The sequence below is a fragment of the Pseudomonas sp. MUP55 genome (assembly GCF_034043515.1).
Taxonomy (GTDB): Bacteria; Pseudomonadota; Gammaproteobacteria; order Pseudomonadales; family Pseudomonadaceae; genus Aquipseudomonas.
Genome location: NZ_CP138214.1, coordinates 4,220,357 through 4,235,869 on the forward strand (window position 1 = coordinate 4,220,357; position 15,513 = coordinate 4,235,869).

The window sequence follows — 15,513 nt, forward strand, 5'->3', positions numbered from 1 at the left end:
GTCGGATTAAACGGGCATCCTAGCCCGCTTCAAATAACGCCATGGCCTCGACATGCGCTGTCTGCGGAAACATGTCGAGGATCCCGGCACGCTTTAGCCGGTAACCTTGCTTGACCAACTCAACGGTGTCCCGCGCCAGCGTGGCCGGGTTGCAGGACACATACACCAGGCGCCTGGCCCCCAGGGTTGCAAGTTTACGCACAACCTCCTGGGCACCGTCGCGGGGTGGGTCCAAGAGTACCGCAGAAAAGCCTTGTTTGGCCCATTGCGCATCAGTCAGAGGCTGGGACAAATCGGCTTGAAAAAACTCGGCGTTATGCAAATTGTTGCTTAAGGCATTCTGCGCAGCACGCTCGACCATCGCCTGCACACCTTCCACGGCAATCACTTCGCGTACCTGCCTGGCCAGTGGCAGGGCGAAGTTGCCCAGCCCGCAAAACAGATCCAGCACCCGCTCATCGGGTTGCGGCGCCAGCCATTGCAGGGCCTGGGCCACCATCGCCTCGTTGACCGCGGCATTAACCTGCACGAAATCCCCTGGCCGGTAAGCCAGCTCCAGATCCCACGCCTCCAGTCGGAAACCAAGCGTCGTGGCTGGCTCGACCGGCTCCGGCTGACCTTCGCCGTGCAGCCACAATTGGGCGTCATGGAACGCGCAGAATTCCTTCAGTACCTGCATGTCCGCGTCTGACAGCGGTGCCATGTGCCGAAGCAACACGGCGATGGACGACCCGCTGAACAGCTCCACGTGCCCCAACGCCTGCGGTTTGCTCAAGCGGCGCAGCATGGCCGGCAGACGCTGCATGATCGGCTGCAAGGCCTGTACCAGCACCGGGCAATCATCGATGGCGACGATGTCCTGGCTGGCCACGGCACGGAAACCCACCTCGAGTTGCTTCGCCTTCGCATCCCAACGCACCGCCACGCGGGCACGGCGGCGGTAGCCGAATTCCGGCCCGCTCAAGGGCGCGGCCCATTCTTGCGGTTCGACGCCGGCTACGCGGGACAATTGCTCGGCGAGCATGCGCTGTTTCAGCGCAAGCTGTTCGTGATGAGGCAGGTGCTGCACGCTGCAGCCGCCACAACGGCCAACGTGGGCACAGGGTGCGGGGCGGCGCAGCTCGCTGGCGGTGAATACACGCTCGGTGCGCGCCTCAACCACCTTGCCGTGGGTGCCGAGCACGCGTACTTCCACCTCTTCGCCGGCCAGCGCACCATTGACGAACCAGGTGCGGCCTTCGAAGAACACGATGCCGCGACCGTCATTGGCCAGGCGTTCGATGGTCAGGCGTTGCTTCTTGCCTACGGGAATCTGCGGGGCCCGGCTGCCGCCCGTCGGCTGGAAGCGCAGGCCTCTCTCGTGCTTGGCCATCAGTTGGGTTCGTCGAAGATGCCGGTCGACAGGTAGCGGTCGCCTCGGTCACAGATGATCGCGACGATCACCGCGTTTTCGACTTCCCTGGACAAGCGCAACATACCGGCCACAGCGCCACCGGACGACACGCCGCAGAAGATGCCTTCTTCACGGGCCAGGCGGCGGGTGGTGTCTTCGGCTTCACGCTGAGCCATGTCGATGATGCGATCCACCCGCGTGGCGTTGTAGATCTTCGGCAGGTACTCTTCAGGCCAGCGCCGGATACCGGGGATGGCTGCGCCTTCCATCGGTTGCAGGCCGACGATCTGAATCGCCGGGTTCTGCTCCTTGAGGTAGCGCGAGTTGCCCATGATGGTGCCGGTGGTGCCCATGGAACTGACGAAATGGGTAACGGTGCCCTGGGTCTGGCGCCAGATTTCCGGGCCGGTGCTGGTGTAGTGCGCTTCGGGGTTATCCCCGTTGGCGAACTGGTCCAGCACCACGCCACGGCCTTCGGCGGCCATGCGTTCAGCCAGGTCACGCGCGCCTTCCATGCCCTCTTCCTGGGTGACCAGGACAAGCTCGGCGCCATAGGCGGTCATTGCCGCCTTGCGCTCGGCGCTGCCGTTGTCGGGCATGATCAGCACCATCTTGTAACCCTTGATCGCGGCGGCCATGGCCAGGGCGATCCCGGTATTACCCGAGGTGGCTTCGATCAGCGTGTCGCCCGGCTTGATCTGCCCGCGCAGTTCGGCGCGGGTGATCATCGACAGCGCCGGACGGTCCTTGACGGAACCGGCGGGGTTGTTGCCCTCAAGCTTGAGCAACAGGGTATTGCTGGTTTCACCCGCCATGCGTTGCAAGCGGACCAGGGGTGTGTTGCCGACGCAATCGGCTATTGTGGGGTACTGCAAGGTCATGGCGTATTCGCAATCCAGACTGCGGGGGCGGACATCATACCGGGAAAGGTCGGCGGGCCATATCACGCAAAGTATGGTGCTTATGGCTTATGGGAATAAGGCAGAGGTGTGGTGCCTATGAGGGCGCCATCGGGGGCAAGCCCCCTCCCACAGTTGATCGCGTTCCAACATGAGCATGCGGTCGAATGTGGGAGGGGGCTTGCCCCCGATGGCCGCACCTCGATAACCGGCCGGGCCCTAATCTCCGTCGCCATGATTTCGCCGGAAAACCTCTTCACCCATTGCAGCGATCTGCCCCTCGATAAGTGCTTCAAAGGGTTTGAGCAACGGCTCGAACGATGTCGGCGCTTCCAATAACTGCAGCGCCTGCGCAATCGCTTCGACCGTCGACAACGCCCCTGGGCCAGGCGCCTTGCGCAGCCGATACCGGGAAACGCTACCGTCGGCCAAGCTCACTCGCGGCAAGGCTGCCAGCAGCGGGTTCAGGTACAGCAGCTTGCGCGCCTTGCGCCACGTGCCATCGGGCACCACCAGCAACAGTGGCTGATCACCCGGCCCGTAGGTTTGCAAAGGCTGCGCATCATCGGCCGGAAACAACAACCGCGCCTGATACCCCGGCGGGTTCAATAACGTCGCCAGGTCCTCGAACACCTCCCCCACCACCAACTGCGCATTGTTGAGCCCCAGCGCCGCCAATCGCGCCGTATTCAGCGCATGGTTGACCTCGCTGGGGTGCTGCAACAGCAACACGCGGGTACGGCTGTCGAGGCTGGGGATCAGCGCGCACAGGCAATGAGTGGTCGGCCTGAGGCAGCGCGGGCATTGGGGTCTGGACATGGTTTTCAGACCTGGTTGAGCTGGGCTTTAAGTAGATCGCGAAAGGTCTGGATCAGCGGCTCGCGGCTTCGCCCACGGCGCATGATCATCGAAAACGGCGCCTGGTAGCCAAAGGTGGCCGGCAGCAGCACACGCAGGTCGCCCTTGTCGGCCCAGGCCTGGGCGTAGTGTTCGGGCAAGTAGCCGATGTAGGCGCCCGACAGCACCAGAATCAGCTGCGCCTCCATGCTTTCCACCGTCGCGGCGCTGTGCTTGAAGCCGTGGCGCGCCAGTTCGGCCTGGCTCCAGTAACCACGCCCGACCATACGTTGTTGGGTGATGACCTGCTCGGGGATGCGTCGCTCATTGAACAAAGGATGCCGAGTGCTGCAATACAGCCAGTGCTGCTCGCGGTACAGCGGCATATACACCAGCCCGCTCATGCGGTTGGAGAACGCGCCGATGGCCAAGTCCAGACGGTTGTCCTGCACGCCCAGTTGCAACTCATACGGGCTCATGACCGATAAATGCAGGTGCACTGCCGGGTGTTCCTGGCTGTAGGCGCCAATCACTTCGGCGAACGGCAAGGCTTTATCGCTGACGGTTGAGTCGAGCACGCCGAGCTTGAGGGTGCCGCGCAACTCGCCCTTCAACGCGGCGGCATATTGTTCGAAGCCTTCCAGCTCACCCAGTAACCGCAAGGTTTCCTGATGAAACAGCTCGCCCTTGCTGGTCAGGCTGAAGCCGCCCCGCCCGCGATGGCACAGCACCAGGCCCAACGCCGATTCCAGCTGGCTCATGTAGGTGCTGATGGCTGACGTGGACAGGTTGAGTTCGTGCTGGGCATTGGCGAACCCCTGGTGCCGCACGACGCTGACGAAGATGCGCAGGAGTTTGAGGTCGGGCAAGGCGTTGGCCATGGATTCTCCAGAGGCGCTCCCACATTTGCCGCCGAGTTTACCTCAGGCGTTAGTTTAGAAAAATCTGAACTAAGTATTTGCCTCTGCCGATTCTTCCCTCCCTGCGCTTTTCGCAGAATCGGCCCCTGATAAACAAAATAATGATGAGGCAATCCCGTGGACAAGATTTTCCACCAACCACTGGGCGGCAATGAAATGCCGCGTTTCGCCGGCATCGCCACCATGATGCGCCTGCCCCACCTGCAGTCGGCCAAGGGCCTGGACGCCGCCTTTATCGGCGTGCCCCTGGACATCGGCACCTCGCTGCGCGCCGGCACCCGCTTCGGCCCCCGTGAAATCCGCGCCGAATCGGTGATGATCCGCCCCTACAACATGGCCACCGGTGCGGCGCCGTTCGATTCGCTGTCGGTTGCCGACATTGGCGACGTGGCGATCAACACCTTCAACCTCCTGGACGCCGTGCGCATCATCGAAGAAGCCTACGATGAAATCCTCGAGCACAACGTTATTCCCATGACCCTGGGCGGCGATCACACCATCACCCTGCCGATCCTGCGGGCTATCCATAAAAAACACGGCAAGGTCGGGCTGGTGCACATCGACGCCCACGCCGACGTCAACGATCATATGTTCGGTGAGAAAATCGCCCACGGCACCACCTTCCGCCGCGCCGTGGAAGAAGGCTTGCTCGATTGCGACCGCGTGGTGCAGATCGGCCTGCGCGCCCAGGGCTACACCGCCGAAGACTTCAACTGGAGCCGCAAGCAGGGCTTTCGTGTGGTTCAGGCCGAAGAATGCTGGCATCACTCGCTCGCGCCATTGATGGCCGAAGTGCGCGAAAAAGTCGGCGGCGGTCCGGTGTACCTGAGCTTCGATATCGACGGCATCGACCCGGCCTGGGCGCCTGGCACCGGCACTCCGGAAATCGGCGGGCTGACCACCATCCAGGCAATCGAGATCATCCGCGGCTGCCAGGGCCTGGATTTGGTCGGTTGCGACCTGGTGGAAGTGTCACCGCCCTACGACACCACCGGCAACACCTCGCTGCTGGGCGCCAACCTGCTGTACGAGATGCTCTGCGTACTGCCCGGCGTGGTACATCGCTGATGAGCGTGCCAGCGGTGCTCAAGGCTGCGGCGGCGCTGGTCCGGGCCTTCGCTGGCAACGACCGCGCCGCTTACTTCGGCGCGTTCACCTGCGATGCGACTTTCGTGTTCCACACCCTGCCCCAGCCGCTGCTCAGCCGCGATGCCTACCAGGCGTTGTGGGACAGCTGGCGCCGGGACGAGGGGTTCGAGGTGCTGTCGTGCACCTCGAGCAACGCCTTTGTCAGCCTGCAGGGTGACGTGGCGATTTTCATGCATGACGTGGCCACCGAGCTGCGCATGAACGGGGAGCATTACTTCAGCCAGGAACGCGAGACCATCGTCTTCACACGACAAGGGTCGCGCACAGAACAACAACAAGGCCTGTGGCTGGCCTGTCACGAACATTTGTCCGCTATGCCGGAAGGGCTGCCGCCCCCTTAGCCAATGTGATCGGAGCTGATCATGAATAATAAAAACAACCAAAACAGTATTCGCACCATAGAAACCAACGGGGTCGAACAGATCCCCGACCACGAACGCACCGCCGCGCCCAAGGACCTGTTCCGGCTGATCTTCGGCGGTGCCAATACCTTTGCCACTGCGGTGCTGGGCGCGTTTCCGGTGCTGTTCGGGCTGTCGTTCCAGGCCGGGGTCTGGGCGATTGTGCTGGGCGTGCTGGTGGGCGCGGTGATCCTGGCGCCCATGGGCCTGTTCGGACCGATCAACGGTACCAACAACGCCGTGTCTTCCGGCGCGCACTTCGGCGTGCATGGGCGGATTGTCGGCTCGTTTCTGTCGTTATTGACGGCAATTGCCTTCTTCTCACTGTCGGTGTGGAGTTCAGGCGATGCGCTGGTGGGCGGTGCGAAACGTCTGATCGGCTTGCCGGAATCCGACCTGACCCTGGGCCTGGCCTACGGCGTCTTCGCCCTGCTGGTGCTGACGGTATGCATCTACGGTTTTCGCTTCATGCTGTGGGTCAACCGGATTGCGGTGTGGGCCGCGAGCCTGTTGTTCCTGCTGGGGATCTTCGCCTTTGCGCCAGCCTTCGACAGCCACTTCTCCGGCAGCGTCGCCCTCGGCCAGAGCGGTTTCTGGGCGGCCTTTATCGGCGCTGCGCTGGTAGCGATGAGCAACCCGATTTCCTTCGGCGCGTTCCTCGGCGACTGGTCACGCTACATCCCGCGACATACCCCAAAGCATCGGATCATGCTGGCGGTGATCCTGGCCCAGCTCGCCACCCTGATTCCCTTTCTGTTCGGCCTGGCTACCGCGACCATCGTGGCCGTCAAGGCACCGGACTACATTGCCAGCAACAACTATGTGGGTGGCTTGCTGGCGGTGGCGCCGAGCTGGTTCTTCCTGCCGGTGTGCCTGATTGCGGTGATCGGCGGCATGTCCACCGGCACCACCTCGCTGTATGGCACCGGGCTGGACATGTCCAGCGTGTTTCCGCGCCTGCTGTCGCGGGTCAAGGCCACACTGCTGATCGGGGTAATGTCGATTGCCTTCATCTTTATCGGACGTTTCGCCGCCAATCTGGTGCAGAGCGTGTCGACCTTTGCCGTACTGATCATTACCTGCACCACGCCATGGATGGTGATGATGATCATCGGCCTGATCGTACGTAGAGGTTTTTATTGCCCGGATGACCTGCAGGTGTTCACCCGAGGCGAAACCGGCGGCCGCTACTGGTTCAGCCATGGCTGGAACTGGCGCGGGCTGGGGGCCTGGATCCCGAGCGCACTGGTGGGCCTGTGCTTCGTCAACTTGCCGGGGCAGTTCGTCGGGCCATTGGGCAACCTGGCCGAGGGCATCGACATCAGCTTGCCGGTGACGCTGGGCCTGGCCTCGGTGGCGTACCTGAGCCTGCTGCGGCTGTTTCCGGAACCGGCCGCCGTCTATGGCCCGACGTTTGTGGCGAGGGAGCTCGCTCCCGCTGGACTGCGAAGCGGTCCTGAAAAAGCCGACTCCAGCTTCGCTGTCGAACGGGAGCAAGCGCCCTCGCCACAGCAAGCGCCTTCTGCACAATAAAAAATAATCGGAGACTCGCCGTCATGGCTTTGGATTTATTCGTCGTACTCATCTACGCCGCCGGCATGCTTGTGCTTGGCTACTACGGCATGCGCCGTGCCAAGACCCATGAAGACTACCTGGTGGCGGGACGTAACCTGGGGCCCACGCTGTACATGGGCACCATGGCCGCTACCGTATTGGGCGGCGCCTCCACGGTCGGCACCGTGCGCCTGGGTTATGTGCACGGCATTTCCGGTTTCTGGCTGTGTGCTGCGCTGGGTGCGGGGATCATCGCGCTCAACCTGTTCCTGGCCAGGCCGCTGTTGAAACTGAAAATCTTCACAGTCACCCAGGTCCTGGAAAAACGCTATAACTCCACGGCCCGCCAGGCCAGCGCGGTGATCATGCTGGCCTACGCGCTGATGATCACGGTGACCTCGATCCTGGCCATCGGCACCGTATTGCAAGTGCTGTTCGGCCTGCCGTTCTGGGTCTCGGTGCTGCTGGGCGGTGGCGTGGTCGTGGTGTATTCGACCATCGGCGGCATGTGGTCGCTGACCCTGACCGATATCGTGCAGTTCGTGATCAAGACCGTCGGGCTGATGTTCATCCTGCTGCCGATCTGCCTGTACCGCGTCGGTGGCTGGGATGAACTGGTGGCCAAGCTGCCGGTCTCGAGTTTCAGCTTTACCGCGATCGGCTGGGACACGATCATCACCTACTTCATGATCTACTTTTTCGGCATCCTGATCGGCCAGGACATCTGGCAGCGCGTATTCACCGCCCGTGACGAAAAAGTCGCCAAATACGCAGGCACCTTCGCCGGTTTCTATTGCATTCTTTACGGCCTGGCCTGCGCGTTGATCGGCATGGCAGCGCACGTGCTGCTTCCGGACCTGGACAACGTCAACAACGCGTTCGCGGCCATCGTCAAAGCGTCGCTGCCCGACGGTATTCGCGGCCTGGTGATCGCCGCGGCCCTGGCGGCGATGATGTCAACCGCCAGCGCCGGCTTGCTCGCCGCCTCCACCGTGCTGACCGAAGACCTGCTGCCACGCTTGCGCGGTGGCAAGCAGTCGAGCCTGGGCATCAATCGCTTGTTTACCCTGCTGACCGGTGTGGCGGTGCTGGGTATCGCACTGGTGGTGAACGACGTGATCAGCGCCTTGACCCTGGCCTACAACCTGTTGGTAGGCGGCATGCTGGTGCCGCTGATCGGCGCGATTTTCTGGAAGCGTGCGACTACCGCCGGCGCAATTACCTCCATGACCCTGGGCTTCGTCACCGCGCTGGTCTTCATGTTCAAGGATGGGCTGGATGCGAACACCCCGATCTATTACAGCCTTGCGGTGGCTTTGGTGAGTTTTGTAATGGTGAGCCTGTTGTCGCCTAAACCGCGGGCTTTGGCGGCTGGGGCGGCATGAAACGGACCAGGCTTTAGGCAGGACGGTTTCTTCAGCGGGTGCGACGTCGGATGTGGCACCCGTTTTTTATTCTCAACAGTGATGCGCTCTGGCCTGAATGGTTTCCTGAACCAGAGAAGCCCACACCAACCCTTGTGTGGTGCCCCCGGCATACGTTCCCCCGGCCGCAATCTGATGGCAGGCGGACCAATACACGATGGAAAGTCCATCCGAGGTACCCGGCCTGGCACATTCGATTATGTGCAGTTCTGCTTTTTCAACCGCACTGCGGTACGACTGCGGAAAGTGCCGCGAAACAGCGGCAAGGCAGGCAGCCAAAACCTGCTCCTTGTACTCAGGCGTCGATCCACTCGGCACCTGCCCACCCGAGACGAGAATGTAATCCCCATCCCGGCGGCAATTCATGACCCCGACGGGCAGATCGTACTGAAGCTTGAGTCCGCGCATCTGCGCACCTTCATCACCCACTGCGCACAGTTTGAAGAACCAGCCCATGACCGCGATGACGTTGGCCTCCTCTACGCCCATGGCAGTGACAACGAAGTGATCTTTGCTCAACTCGGCAATTTGGTCCGGACTCAGATGCTGGGGCAGAAACTGCACCCCCGAACGCTGCAAAAGCCTCTCTAACTCAAGCATCAGATCGTTGAACGCTACCTCGTAGCCCGATACTTCAATCGCCCGACCTACACCGGGTATTCCATACCTTGCCTGGAACTGCAGCGGGCTGATCTGCGTGACAACACCGCCCGGTTTGCCGCTCGGCCAAGGCCGGTTTTCGATATCGCATTGCTCACCGATCGCCGCTTCCACGCCGCTTGCCTGCGCCATATAGGCGCGAACAACTGGCGAGCACGCAAATCGCGCCAGTGAGGTGTTATCGGCCAGAAGTTTCTCAAACAGCTCGATGCCTGCTCGATTGCACTCGACGGCGAACGACTGATTCGCGCGTAACAGGTAGGGGTTATGCAGCGGCTTTGCCGTCGTCTCCGTCGCCGACAGATGGCGCATGTTCACTTGCTTGTGACTGGCGCCGTCGCTCTGCCGATTTCGACCATATACATCGACCTGATAATTCGCCAGGCGACACATTACGGCTTGTAACAGACCATTGATTCCCCTTCCGATGATCGACACACGCGGCGCGTGGGTATCTATCGGTTGAGGGGGGATCGTCAGTGACTGTGCAAGTTTTCGCCTGACGAGGCCGTGCAAAGCCGTCAAGCTCAGTTGAATTGAGACGGCGTAATCCAGGTCGCATTGGCACGCCTCGATAGTTGCCGCTTGCGCCGTCAGCATCGCCGGCTTGCGCCATGTGGAGACGCTACAGCCGAGCTTCTGTGTGCGCATTCGAAACGCGTCCAGTGTTGCCGGCCCGTAGTCCAATATGAGCTGGATGTTTTCGGCAGTTGCCAGGCATTGCAAAGCGTCATCGCTGAAGACGTCCGGTTTGGCGACGCAGACCAGGCGGGCCTGCCTCTGCATGCATTGAATAAGGGCTCGATCAATGCAATGCACCGAGTCATCCGTCAGCGACAGACATACGGCGACTGCGCTCGCATCCCTCATCGCCTCGAACCCATCCACCACAAATGAAACCCTGCTTTCCTGAAACGCGCGCCTGTCGGGCACCTGGTGAGATCGGCACAACACCTTGATTCGCACATCCGGATCTCGATCAAGCAGTAATCTGACCAGTTCACCGCCGACATTCCCGTATCCCAATACACGGATATCACGCGGTATCGAGCCATCGACCAGTGTCAGCCAGCGCAGGATATAAGCTGCGACATGGGGCGCATTGACCCCAGGCGTGTTGACCACTTGAATCGCGCTGGATGCGCACAGGTCCAGTCGAACCTTATCCAGACTGGTACCTCTGCGGATCAGCTGAAGGCTTCCAAATGGATGAGCTATGCGCCATCGCTCTATGACGTCTGCATCGATGGCTTGGTCCCCGACAACGATGGCGCACGGACGCAGGAGACCGATCTGTGTGAGCAGCGTCTGTTTGGTCAAGGTTGGCGAGAGAAACACGACATTGCTGGGAGCGCTAGCCTTCCAGCCTCTGGACACCGGAGCTATATGCAAGATGCTTTCGGTTGTAGCGATCAAGGAAGCGGCGACTGGCGCAACGGGATAGTTCGTCATGGCGTTGTCTCCAATAACTCTGACTCGCTGATGCCCCAAGAGGCGATTCATAAAGTTTGGAGTTACGGGAGCAGCCCTTCTTCTATTCCGATAAGGGTCTGTAGGGCAGCGGCCAATAGGCTGCGACAAACCAGGAAGAGCCCCGTAACGGAACTCAACCTACGCTCATCTCGAAAACTGAATAAGCCAGCCGATTCTGACAAGCACGTAGTCCAGCTCCGACGCTTGAAAGGGAAGATAACGAGGGTTCATAACCCGCCCTTCATGCCTGACACAAACAAACGTGGGAGCGGCCTTGCTCGCGAATGCAGTGAAACAGTCAACGGTCTATCGACTGATTTACCGCATTCGCGAGCAAGCCCGCTCCCACGTGAATCCTGGGTTGGCTTGGGCTCAGCGCCGACGAGGGCGACGTTGCTCGTCATCGGTACGGATCGGTACCGGCTGCAGCGGAGGCTCGATCAAGCCCAGCGCAACGCCAAGGTCATGGAGCCAGGTTTGGATTTTCTCTTTCATGATGTGCCCCCTTTGAGGGTAATGCTGGCAGGCGCCTGTTCTATCGCCCTTTCCTACACTGATAGTAGCCCTAAGTCCTACGTATTGCTTGCGCGAAACCACAACGAACTATTACTGAATGGATCTGAATCCTGACGGATCGTTCAAGCAATCTCGCGCGTGTCCTTCAAGCATTCTGCTCCGCTTGCCTGCTGCAGCTCGATCCATGCGTTGAGGTTAGCGCCGAGCATACCCTTTCGCCACATCAACCAGGTGGTGGCAGTGGCAAAAGGCCCAGTCAACGGATGAACGGACACACTGTCCTTGCCTGGCAGGCTGTCGAGCATGGATTCAGACATCAACGCCACGCCGGAACCGGCAATCACGCACGCGAGCATGCCTTGGTAGGATTCGATCTCGATAGCGCGGCCCATGGCCACGCGCTCGTGGGAAAACCAGGTTTCCAGGCGCGTGCGATAGGCGCAACTGCGGCGGAAGGTGAAGACCGAGCGGCCGGCCACGTCTTGCGGGCCGCGGACGGGCGGGTGGTCGGCCTCGCAAATGATCACCAGGCGCTCTTCGCACAGCGCGATACCGTCCAGCGTGGCAAGAGTCAGCGGGCCATCCACCAGCGCCGCATCCAGCCGTCCGGTAATCAACCCTTCCAGCAGTTCGCCGCTGGGCGCCGATTGCACCTGCAGGTTCACCCTCGGGTAGGCCTTGTGATAACGCGCCAGCAGTGTCGGCAAGTGAATCGCTGCCGTGCTGTACATGCTGCCGAGCACAAAATCACCGGCCGGTTGCCCGCCCTGCACGGCGCCGTGTGCTTCGTCGTGCAGCGCCAGTAGGCGAGTGCTGTAGTCCAACAGCACTTTACCGGCGGGAGAAAGCTGCAACCGCTGGCGTTCACGCACAAACAGCTCAACGCCGAGTTGTTCTTCCATTTGCTTGAGCCGGGTCGACAGGTTCGACGGCACACGGTGCAAGCGCTCGGCGGCGCGGGTGATGGAGCCCTCCTCGGCCACCGCCTGGAAGATGCGCAGTTGACTGAATTCCACACCTTTCTCCAAAACTGAACAAGTTACTCACTATTATTCATTTTTACAGAAAGTCAATCCGCTTTAGCCTGACGGTCTTCGCTTTGTTGCAGGACACTTGAACATGTCACCACTGATTCGCTTAACCGCCAGCTTTGTTGCCCTGATGATGGCCATGGGCATTGGCCGCTTTGCCCTTACCCCGCAGATGCCGCATCTGCTCAGCGAAGGCCAGATCGACCTGACCGGCGCCGGGCTGATCGCGGCCGCCAACTACCTGGGTTACTTCGTCGGTGCCGTGGACTCGATATTCGCCCGCAGCCATCACCACATTAAGGGTCGCTTGTACGGCGGGCTGTGGTTGTGCGTGCTGCTGACGCTGGCGTCGTACTGGGCACACGGCTTCTGGCCGCACCTGTTGCTGCGTTTCGGCACCGGTGTGGCCAGCGCCTGGGCCTTGGTGATGATCACCAGCCTGAGCCAGCCACTGGCGATTGCCGCCGGCAAGCCACGCCTGGGAGCGTTGGTGTTCGCGGGGCCGGGCCTGGGGATTGTGCTGACCGGCTTGCTGGCGCTGGGCTCCAATCTGCTGGAACAAAGCTCCGCGACGCTGTGGCTGGTGTATGGCGCCGTGGCGCTGGTGATGCTGCTGGCCATCCTGCCCTTCCTGCCGAAGCCGACCCCCTCGGTTGCCACCGAGTCCAGCGCTGGGAATAACGGCAGCATCGCGCACTTATGCTGGATCTACTTCCTGTACGGCCTGGGCTACATCATTCCAGCGACCTTTCTGTCGCAGATGGCCAACGCGCAGTTCAGGGGCGCCTGGCAGGCCGACTTGTTCTGGCCTTGCTTTGGCCTGGCGGCCGCCACTGGCGTGGTGATTGCCAGCCTGCGCCGCAAGGATCCGAACACCACCCGGCGCTGGCTGATGACCACCCTGTGGCTGCAAGCGGCGGGTGTGTTCACTTGCTTGCTGGGCAATGGCTGGGGCCTGGCGCTCGGGGTTTTGCTATGCGGCGCGCCGTTTCTGGCCTGCATGCAGTTGGTCATGGCGCGCCTGCGCGAAGTTGCGCCCCACGGCTACCAGCGCAGCACCGGGCTGCTGACGGCCAGCTTTGCCATTGGCCAATTGAGCGGGCCGCTGCTGGCCGCGGTAAGCAGCCACTTGAGCGGCGGCTTGCAACCGGCGCTGGTGATTGCCGGTTGCGGCCTGCTGGTGGCCGGTGGTGTATCGATCAGCCGGCGACCAGAGGCGTCGGCGCGTGGGCCTGCTCGCGCCGCGCCAGCACCAGAAAAAACAGCCCGCCCAGCAAACATCCGGTAAACCAGGCGAAATTGGCCATGCCCTGCAACGCTGGGGTGAAAGTAATCGCGACGCCCACCAGCGTGGCCGGCACCAGCGCCTTGATCGCCGTCCAGTTCACCCCGCCATCGAAGTAATAGCGCCCGCTCGGGCTGTCATCGAACAGCGCATCCACGTCGATCTGCTGCTTTTTGATCAGGTAAAAATCCACCAGCAGGATGCCAAACAGCGGCCCGATAAACGCGGCGAGAATATCCAGGGTGTAATGGATCATCAGCGGGTTATTGAACAGGTTCCACGGCGTGATAAAGATCGAGGCCACCGCCGCGATCATCCCGCCCGCGCGCCAACTGATCTTGCTCGGCGCGATGTTGGCAAAATCAAACGCGGGCGAGACAAAATTGGCGACGATATTGATGCCGATGGTGGCGGTGACGAACGCAAAGGCGCCCAGCAGCACAGCCATGCTGTTGTCGATGCGCGCCACGGTGGCGATCGGGTCATGCAGCATTTGGCCGAACACCGGCAGGGTGCCAGAGACGATCACCACGGTTACCAGAGAGAACGCCAGGAAATTCACCGGCAGCCCCCAGAAATTGCCGCGCCGCACGTCCTGCATGCTGCGGCAGTAGCGGCTGAAGTCACCGAAATTCAAGGTCGGCCCGGAGAAATACGACACCACCAGCGCCGTCGCCACGATCACTTGGCCGAACGCCTGCCAACCCGACAGCGATTTTTCCGCGAGGGTGAAGCTGATATTCGCCCAGCCGGCCTTCCAGACGATCCAGCCGGCCAAGGCAAACATCACCGCGTACACCACCGGGCCCGCCCAGTCGATAAAGCGGCGAATGGACTCCATGCCCGCCCAGAACACGGCGGCCTGCAACACCCATAAGGTGAGGAAACCGAACCAACCCAAGTAGGACAACCCCGCAAAATGCGGCTCGGCATACACGGCCATCGACGGGAAGAAGCGCAGCACCACGATGATCAGGGCACTCGACGCCAGGTACGTCTGAATGCCGTACCACGCGACCGCAATCAGGCCACGAATCACCGCAGGAATATTCGCGCCGAACACGCCAAATGCCAGCCGGCAGATCACCGGGTAAGGCACGGCCGCTTGCTGACTCGGCTTGGCCACCAGGTTGGCGATCAGTTGCACGATGCAGATACCCGCGAGCAAGGCGATCAACACCTGCCAACTCGCCAGACCCAGGGCGAACAGGCTGGCGGCGAAGACGTAGCCGCCGACGCTGTGCACGTCGCTCATCCAGAAGGCGAAGATGTTGTACCAGGTCCACTTTTGCGGCAGTGGACCCAGGTCCTGGTTGTAGAGCCGTGGGCTGTAGCCTTTGGGCAAGTGTTCAGTCATCGCAGGACTCCTCGTAATATCGCCCCGCGCTGCCGTAGCGGTATGCATACGGAACGCGCGCGGGTTGTATACGAGGCATTCAGCAGAATGCGTGCCAATAGCACACAATCCCCACGGAACAAGGCTCCAAAGGGATTATGAAAATTCAGGAACCAGGGCTACGCGCAGCAACGGTGCACAGCAATCCTGTACACAATCAGCGGTGCACCCGTTGTGCACACAGGTAGCCAACCGTACAACAGGCCGCTGTCAGCACAGTGCCCCACGCCATATCCATCACCGCCAGGCCTGCCGACCAGCCTTGCAGCGTGGCCCAGTTGCTCAGGTCGTAAGTGCCGTAAGCGACCAACCCAAGCAAGGCACCCAGACGCGCGGCGCGCTGCCAGCTGGCACTGGGTAACACAACGAAAACCACGCAACCGAGGACGTACAGCAGGTAAAACACCACTGCGGGAAAAAGGCGGGGCTGATCAAGCATCAGCGAGCCAAGCAGGCTTTTGTAGGTGGGCCCCATCAAGACACCCAGCCACAGGCCGTCGAGCACCAGGAAGGCGACCAGCGTGCCCAGATAGGCAAACAACGTTTTCTTCGACATTTGACCCATCCACTGTAGG

Annotated in this window: 14 protein-coding genes; 5 read left to right on the forward strand and 9 right to left on the reverse strand. The window is 61.2% G+C overall.

All coding sequences use genetic code 11. The features are described 5' to 3' along the window. Positions 1-19: 19 nt before the first annotated feature. From rlmD to SC318_RS18940, 4 genes are all read right to left on the reverse strand, one after another. Positions 20-1,372, reverse strand: a complete 1,353-nt coding sequence (rlmD, locus tag SC318_RS18925) for a 23S rRNA (uracil(1939)-C(5))-methyltransferase RlmD (protein WP_320428023.1) — start codon at positions 1,370-1,372, stop codon at positions 20-22. Continuing rightward, on the reverse strand, positions 1,372-2,274 hold the full coding sequence (gene cysM, locus SC318_RS18930) for a cysteine synthase CysM (protein WP_306494050.1): 903 nt from the start codon (positions 2,272-2,274) through the stop codon (positions 1,372-1,374). The genes rlmD and cysM overlap by 1 nt, the downstream gene beginning before the upstream one ends. A 237-nt stretch (positions 2,275-2,511) precedes the next feature. After that, entirely contained in the window at positions 2,512-3,111 is a 600-nt protein-coding gene (locus tag SC318_RS18935) for a tRNA-uridine aminocarboxypropyltransferase (RefSeq protein ID WP_320428024.1), read from the reverse strand. A gap of 5 nt (positions 3,112-3,116) precedes the next feature. Then, entirely contained in the window at positions 3,117-4,010 is an 894-nt protein-coding gene (locus SC318_RS18940) for a LysR family transcriptional regulator (RefSeq protein ID WP_320428025.1), read from the reverse strand. A gap of 156 nt (positions 4,011-4,166) precedes the next feature. On the opposite strand from SC318_RS18940, the gene speB reads away from it, so the two are divergent. Genes speB through SC318_RS18960 form a run of 4 tightly spaced genes read left to right on the forward strand, consistent with a single transcriptional unit; the run spans position 4,167 to position 8,538 of the window. Beyond that, on the forward strand, positions 4,167-5,117 hold the full coding sequence (gene speB / locus SC318_RS18945) for an agmatinase (protein WP_320428026.1): 951 nt from the start codon (positions 4,167-4,169) through the stop codon (positions 5,115-5,117). Beyond that, positions 5,117-5,539 carry a nuclear transport factor 2 family protein gene (locus SC318_RS18950; RefSeq protein ID WP_320428027.1) on the forward strand — a complete coding sequence of 141 codons (423 nt, stop codon included), beginning with the start codon at positions 5,117-5,119 and terminating at the stop codon, positions 5,537-5,539. Before speB ends, SC318_RS18950 begins: the two co-directional genes overlap by 1 nt. A 21-nt stretch (positions 5,540-5,560) precedes the next feature. Beyond that, positions 5,561-7,132: a purine-cytosine permease family protein gene (locus SC318_RS18955; RefSeq protein WP_320428028.1), complete on the forward strand. Its 1,572-nt coding sequence runs from the start codon at positions 5,561-5,563 to the stop codon at positions 7,130-7,132. A gap of 23 nt (positions 7,133-7,155) precedes the next feature. Continuing rightward, positions 7,156-8,538 carry a sodium:solute symporter family protein gene (locus SC318_RS18960; RefSeq protein WP_320428029.1) on the forward strand — a complete coding sequence of 461 codons (1,383 nt, stop codon included), beginning with the start codon at positions 7,156-7,158 and terminating at the stop codon, positions 8,536-8,538. Positions 8,539-8,610: 72 nt separating this feature from the next. Here SC318_RS18960 and SC318_RS18965 read toward each other — a convergent pair whose 3' ends face one another. From SC318_RS18965 to ptrR, 3 genes are all read right to left on the reverse strand, one after another. Then, positions 8,611-10,689 (reverse strand): FAD-dependent oxidoreductase, encoded by a 2,079-nt coding sequence (locus tag SC318_RS18965; protein ID WP_320428030.1) that lies wholly within the window; start codon positions 10,687-10,689, stop codon positions 8,611-8,613. A gap of 393 nt (positions 10,690-11,082) precedes the next feature. After that, entirely contained in the window at positions 11,083-11,205 is a 123-nt protein-coding gene (locus SC318_RS18970) for a PA1414 family protein (RefSeq protein ID WP_017737772.1), read from the reverse strand. A 143-nt stretch (positions 11,206-11,348) separates the two neighbouring features. After that, a complete protein-coding gene (gene ptrR / locus SC318_RS18975) occupies positions 11,349-12,242 on the reverse strand; it encodes a putrescine utilization regulator PtrR (protein ID WP_320428031.1) in 894 nt (297 codons plus the stop codon). Positions 12,243-12,345: 103 nt separating this feature from the next. On the opposite strand from ptrR, the gene SC318_RS18980 reads away from it, so the two are divergent. Further along, positions 12,346-13,545 carry an MFS transporter gene (locus SC318_RS18980; RefSeq protein ID WP_320428032.1) on the forward strand — a complete coding sequence of 400 codons (1,200 nt, stop codon included), beginning with the start codon at positions 12,346-12,348 and terminating at the stop codon, positions 13,543-13,545. On the opposite strand, the gene SC318_RS18985 is transcribed toward SC318_RS18980, so the two are convergent. After that, on the reverse strand, positions 13,457-14,899 hold the full coding sequence (locus SC318_RS18985; protein ID WP_320428033.1) for an NCS1 family nucleobase:cation symporter-1: 1,443 nt from the start codon (positions 14,897-14,899) through the stop codon (positions 13,457-13,459). The two genes, SC318_RS18980 and SC318_RS18985, sit on opposite strands and share 89 nt — an antisense overlap. Before the next feature lie 196 nt (positions 14,900-15,095). Beyond that, the gene (locus SC318_RS18990) at positions 15,096-15,494 is read right to left on the reverse strand and encodes a DUF2177 family protein (RefSeq protein ID WP_320428034.1); all 399 of its coding nucleotides are present in this window, start codon (positions 15,492-15,494) and stop codon (positions 15,096-15,098) included. Between the last annotated feature and the right edge of the window lie 19 nt (positions 15,495-15,513).

Excerpts from the sequence above, each read along its gene's own strand:
- rlmD (WP_320428023.1), bottom strand. The coding sequence starts at position 1,372 with ATGGCCAAGCACGAGAGAGGCCTGCGCTTCCAGCCGACGGGCGGCAGC.
- cysM (WP_306494050.1), bottom strand. The coding sequence starts at position 2,274 with ATGACCTTGCAGTACCCCACAATAGCCGATTGCGTCGGCAACACACCC.
- SC318_RS18935 (WP_320428024.1), bottom strand. The coding sequence starts at position 3,111 with ATGTCCAGACCCCAATGCCCGCGCTGCCTCAGGCCGACCACTCATTGC.
- SC318_RS18940 (WP_320428025.1), bottom strand. The coding sequence starts at position 4,010 with ATGGCCAACGCCTTGCCCGACCTCAAACTCCTGCGCATCTTCGTCAGC.
- SC318_RS18950 (WP_320428027.1), top strand. The coding sequence starts at position 5,117 with ATGAGCGTGCCAGCGGTGCTCAAGGCTGCGGCGGCGCTGGTCCGGGCC.
- SC318_RS18955 (WP_320428028.1), top strand. The coding sequence starts at position 5,561 with ATGAATAATAAAAACAACCAAAACAGTATTCGCACCATAGAAACCAAC.
- SC318_RS18960 (WP_320428029.1), top strand. The coding sequence starts at position 7,156 with ATGGCTTTGGATTTATTCGTCGTACTCATCTACGCCGCCGGCATGCTT.
- SC318_RS18965 (WP_320428030.1), bottom strand. The coding sequence starts at position 10,689 with ATGACGAACTATCCCGTTGCGCCAGTCGCCGCTTCCTTGATCGCTACA.
- SC318_RS18970 (WP_017737772.1), bottom strand. The coding sequence starts at position 11,205 with ATGAAAGAGAAAATCCAAACCTGGCTCCATGACCTTGGCGTTGCGCTG.
- SC318_RS18980 (WP_320428032.1), top strand. The coding sequence starts at position 12,346 with ATGTCACCACTGATTCGCTTAACCGCCAGCTTTGTTGCCCTGATGATG.
- SC318_RS18985 (WP_320428033.1), bottom strand. The coding sequence starts at position 14,899 with ATGACTGAACACTTGCCCAAAGGCTACAGCCCACGGCTCTACAACCAG.
- SC318_RS18990 (WP_320428034.1), bottom strand. The coding sequence starts at position 15,494 with ATGTCGAAGAAAACGTTGTTTGCCTATCTGGGCACGCTGGTCGCCTTC.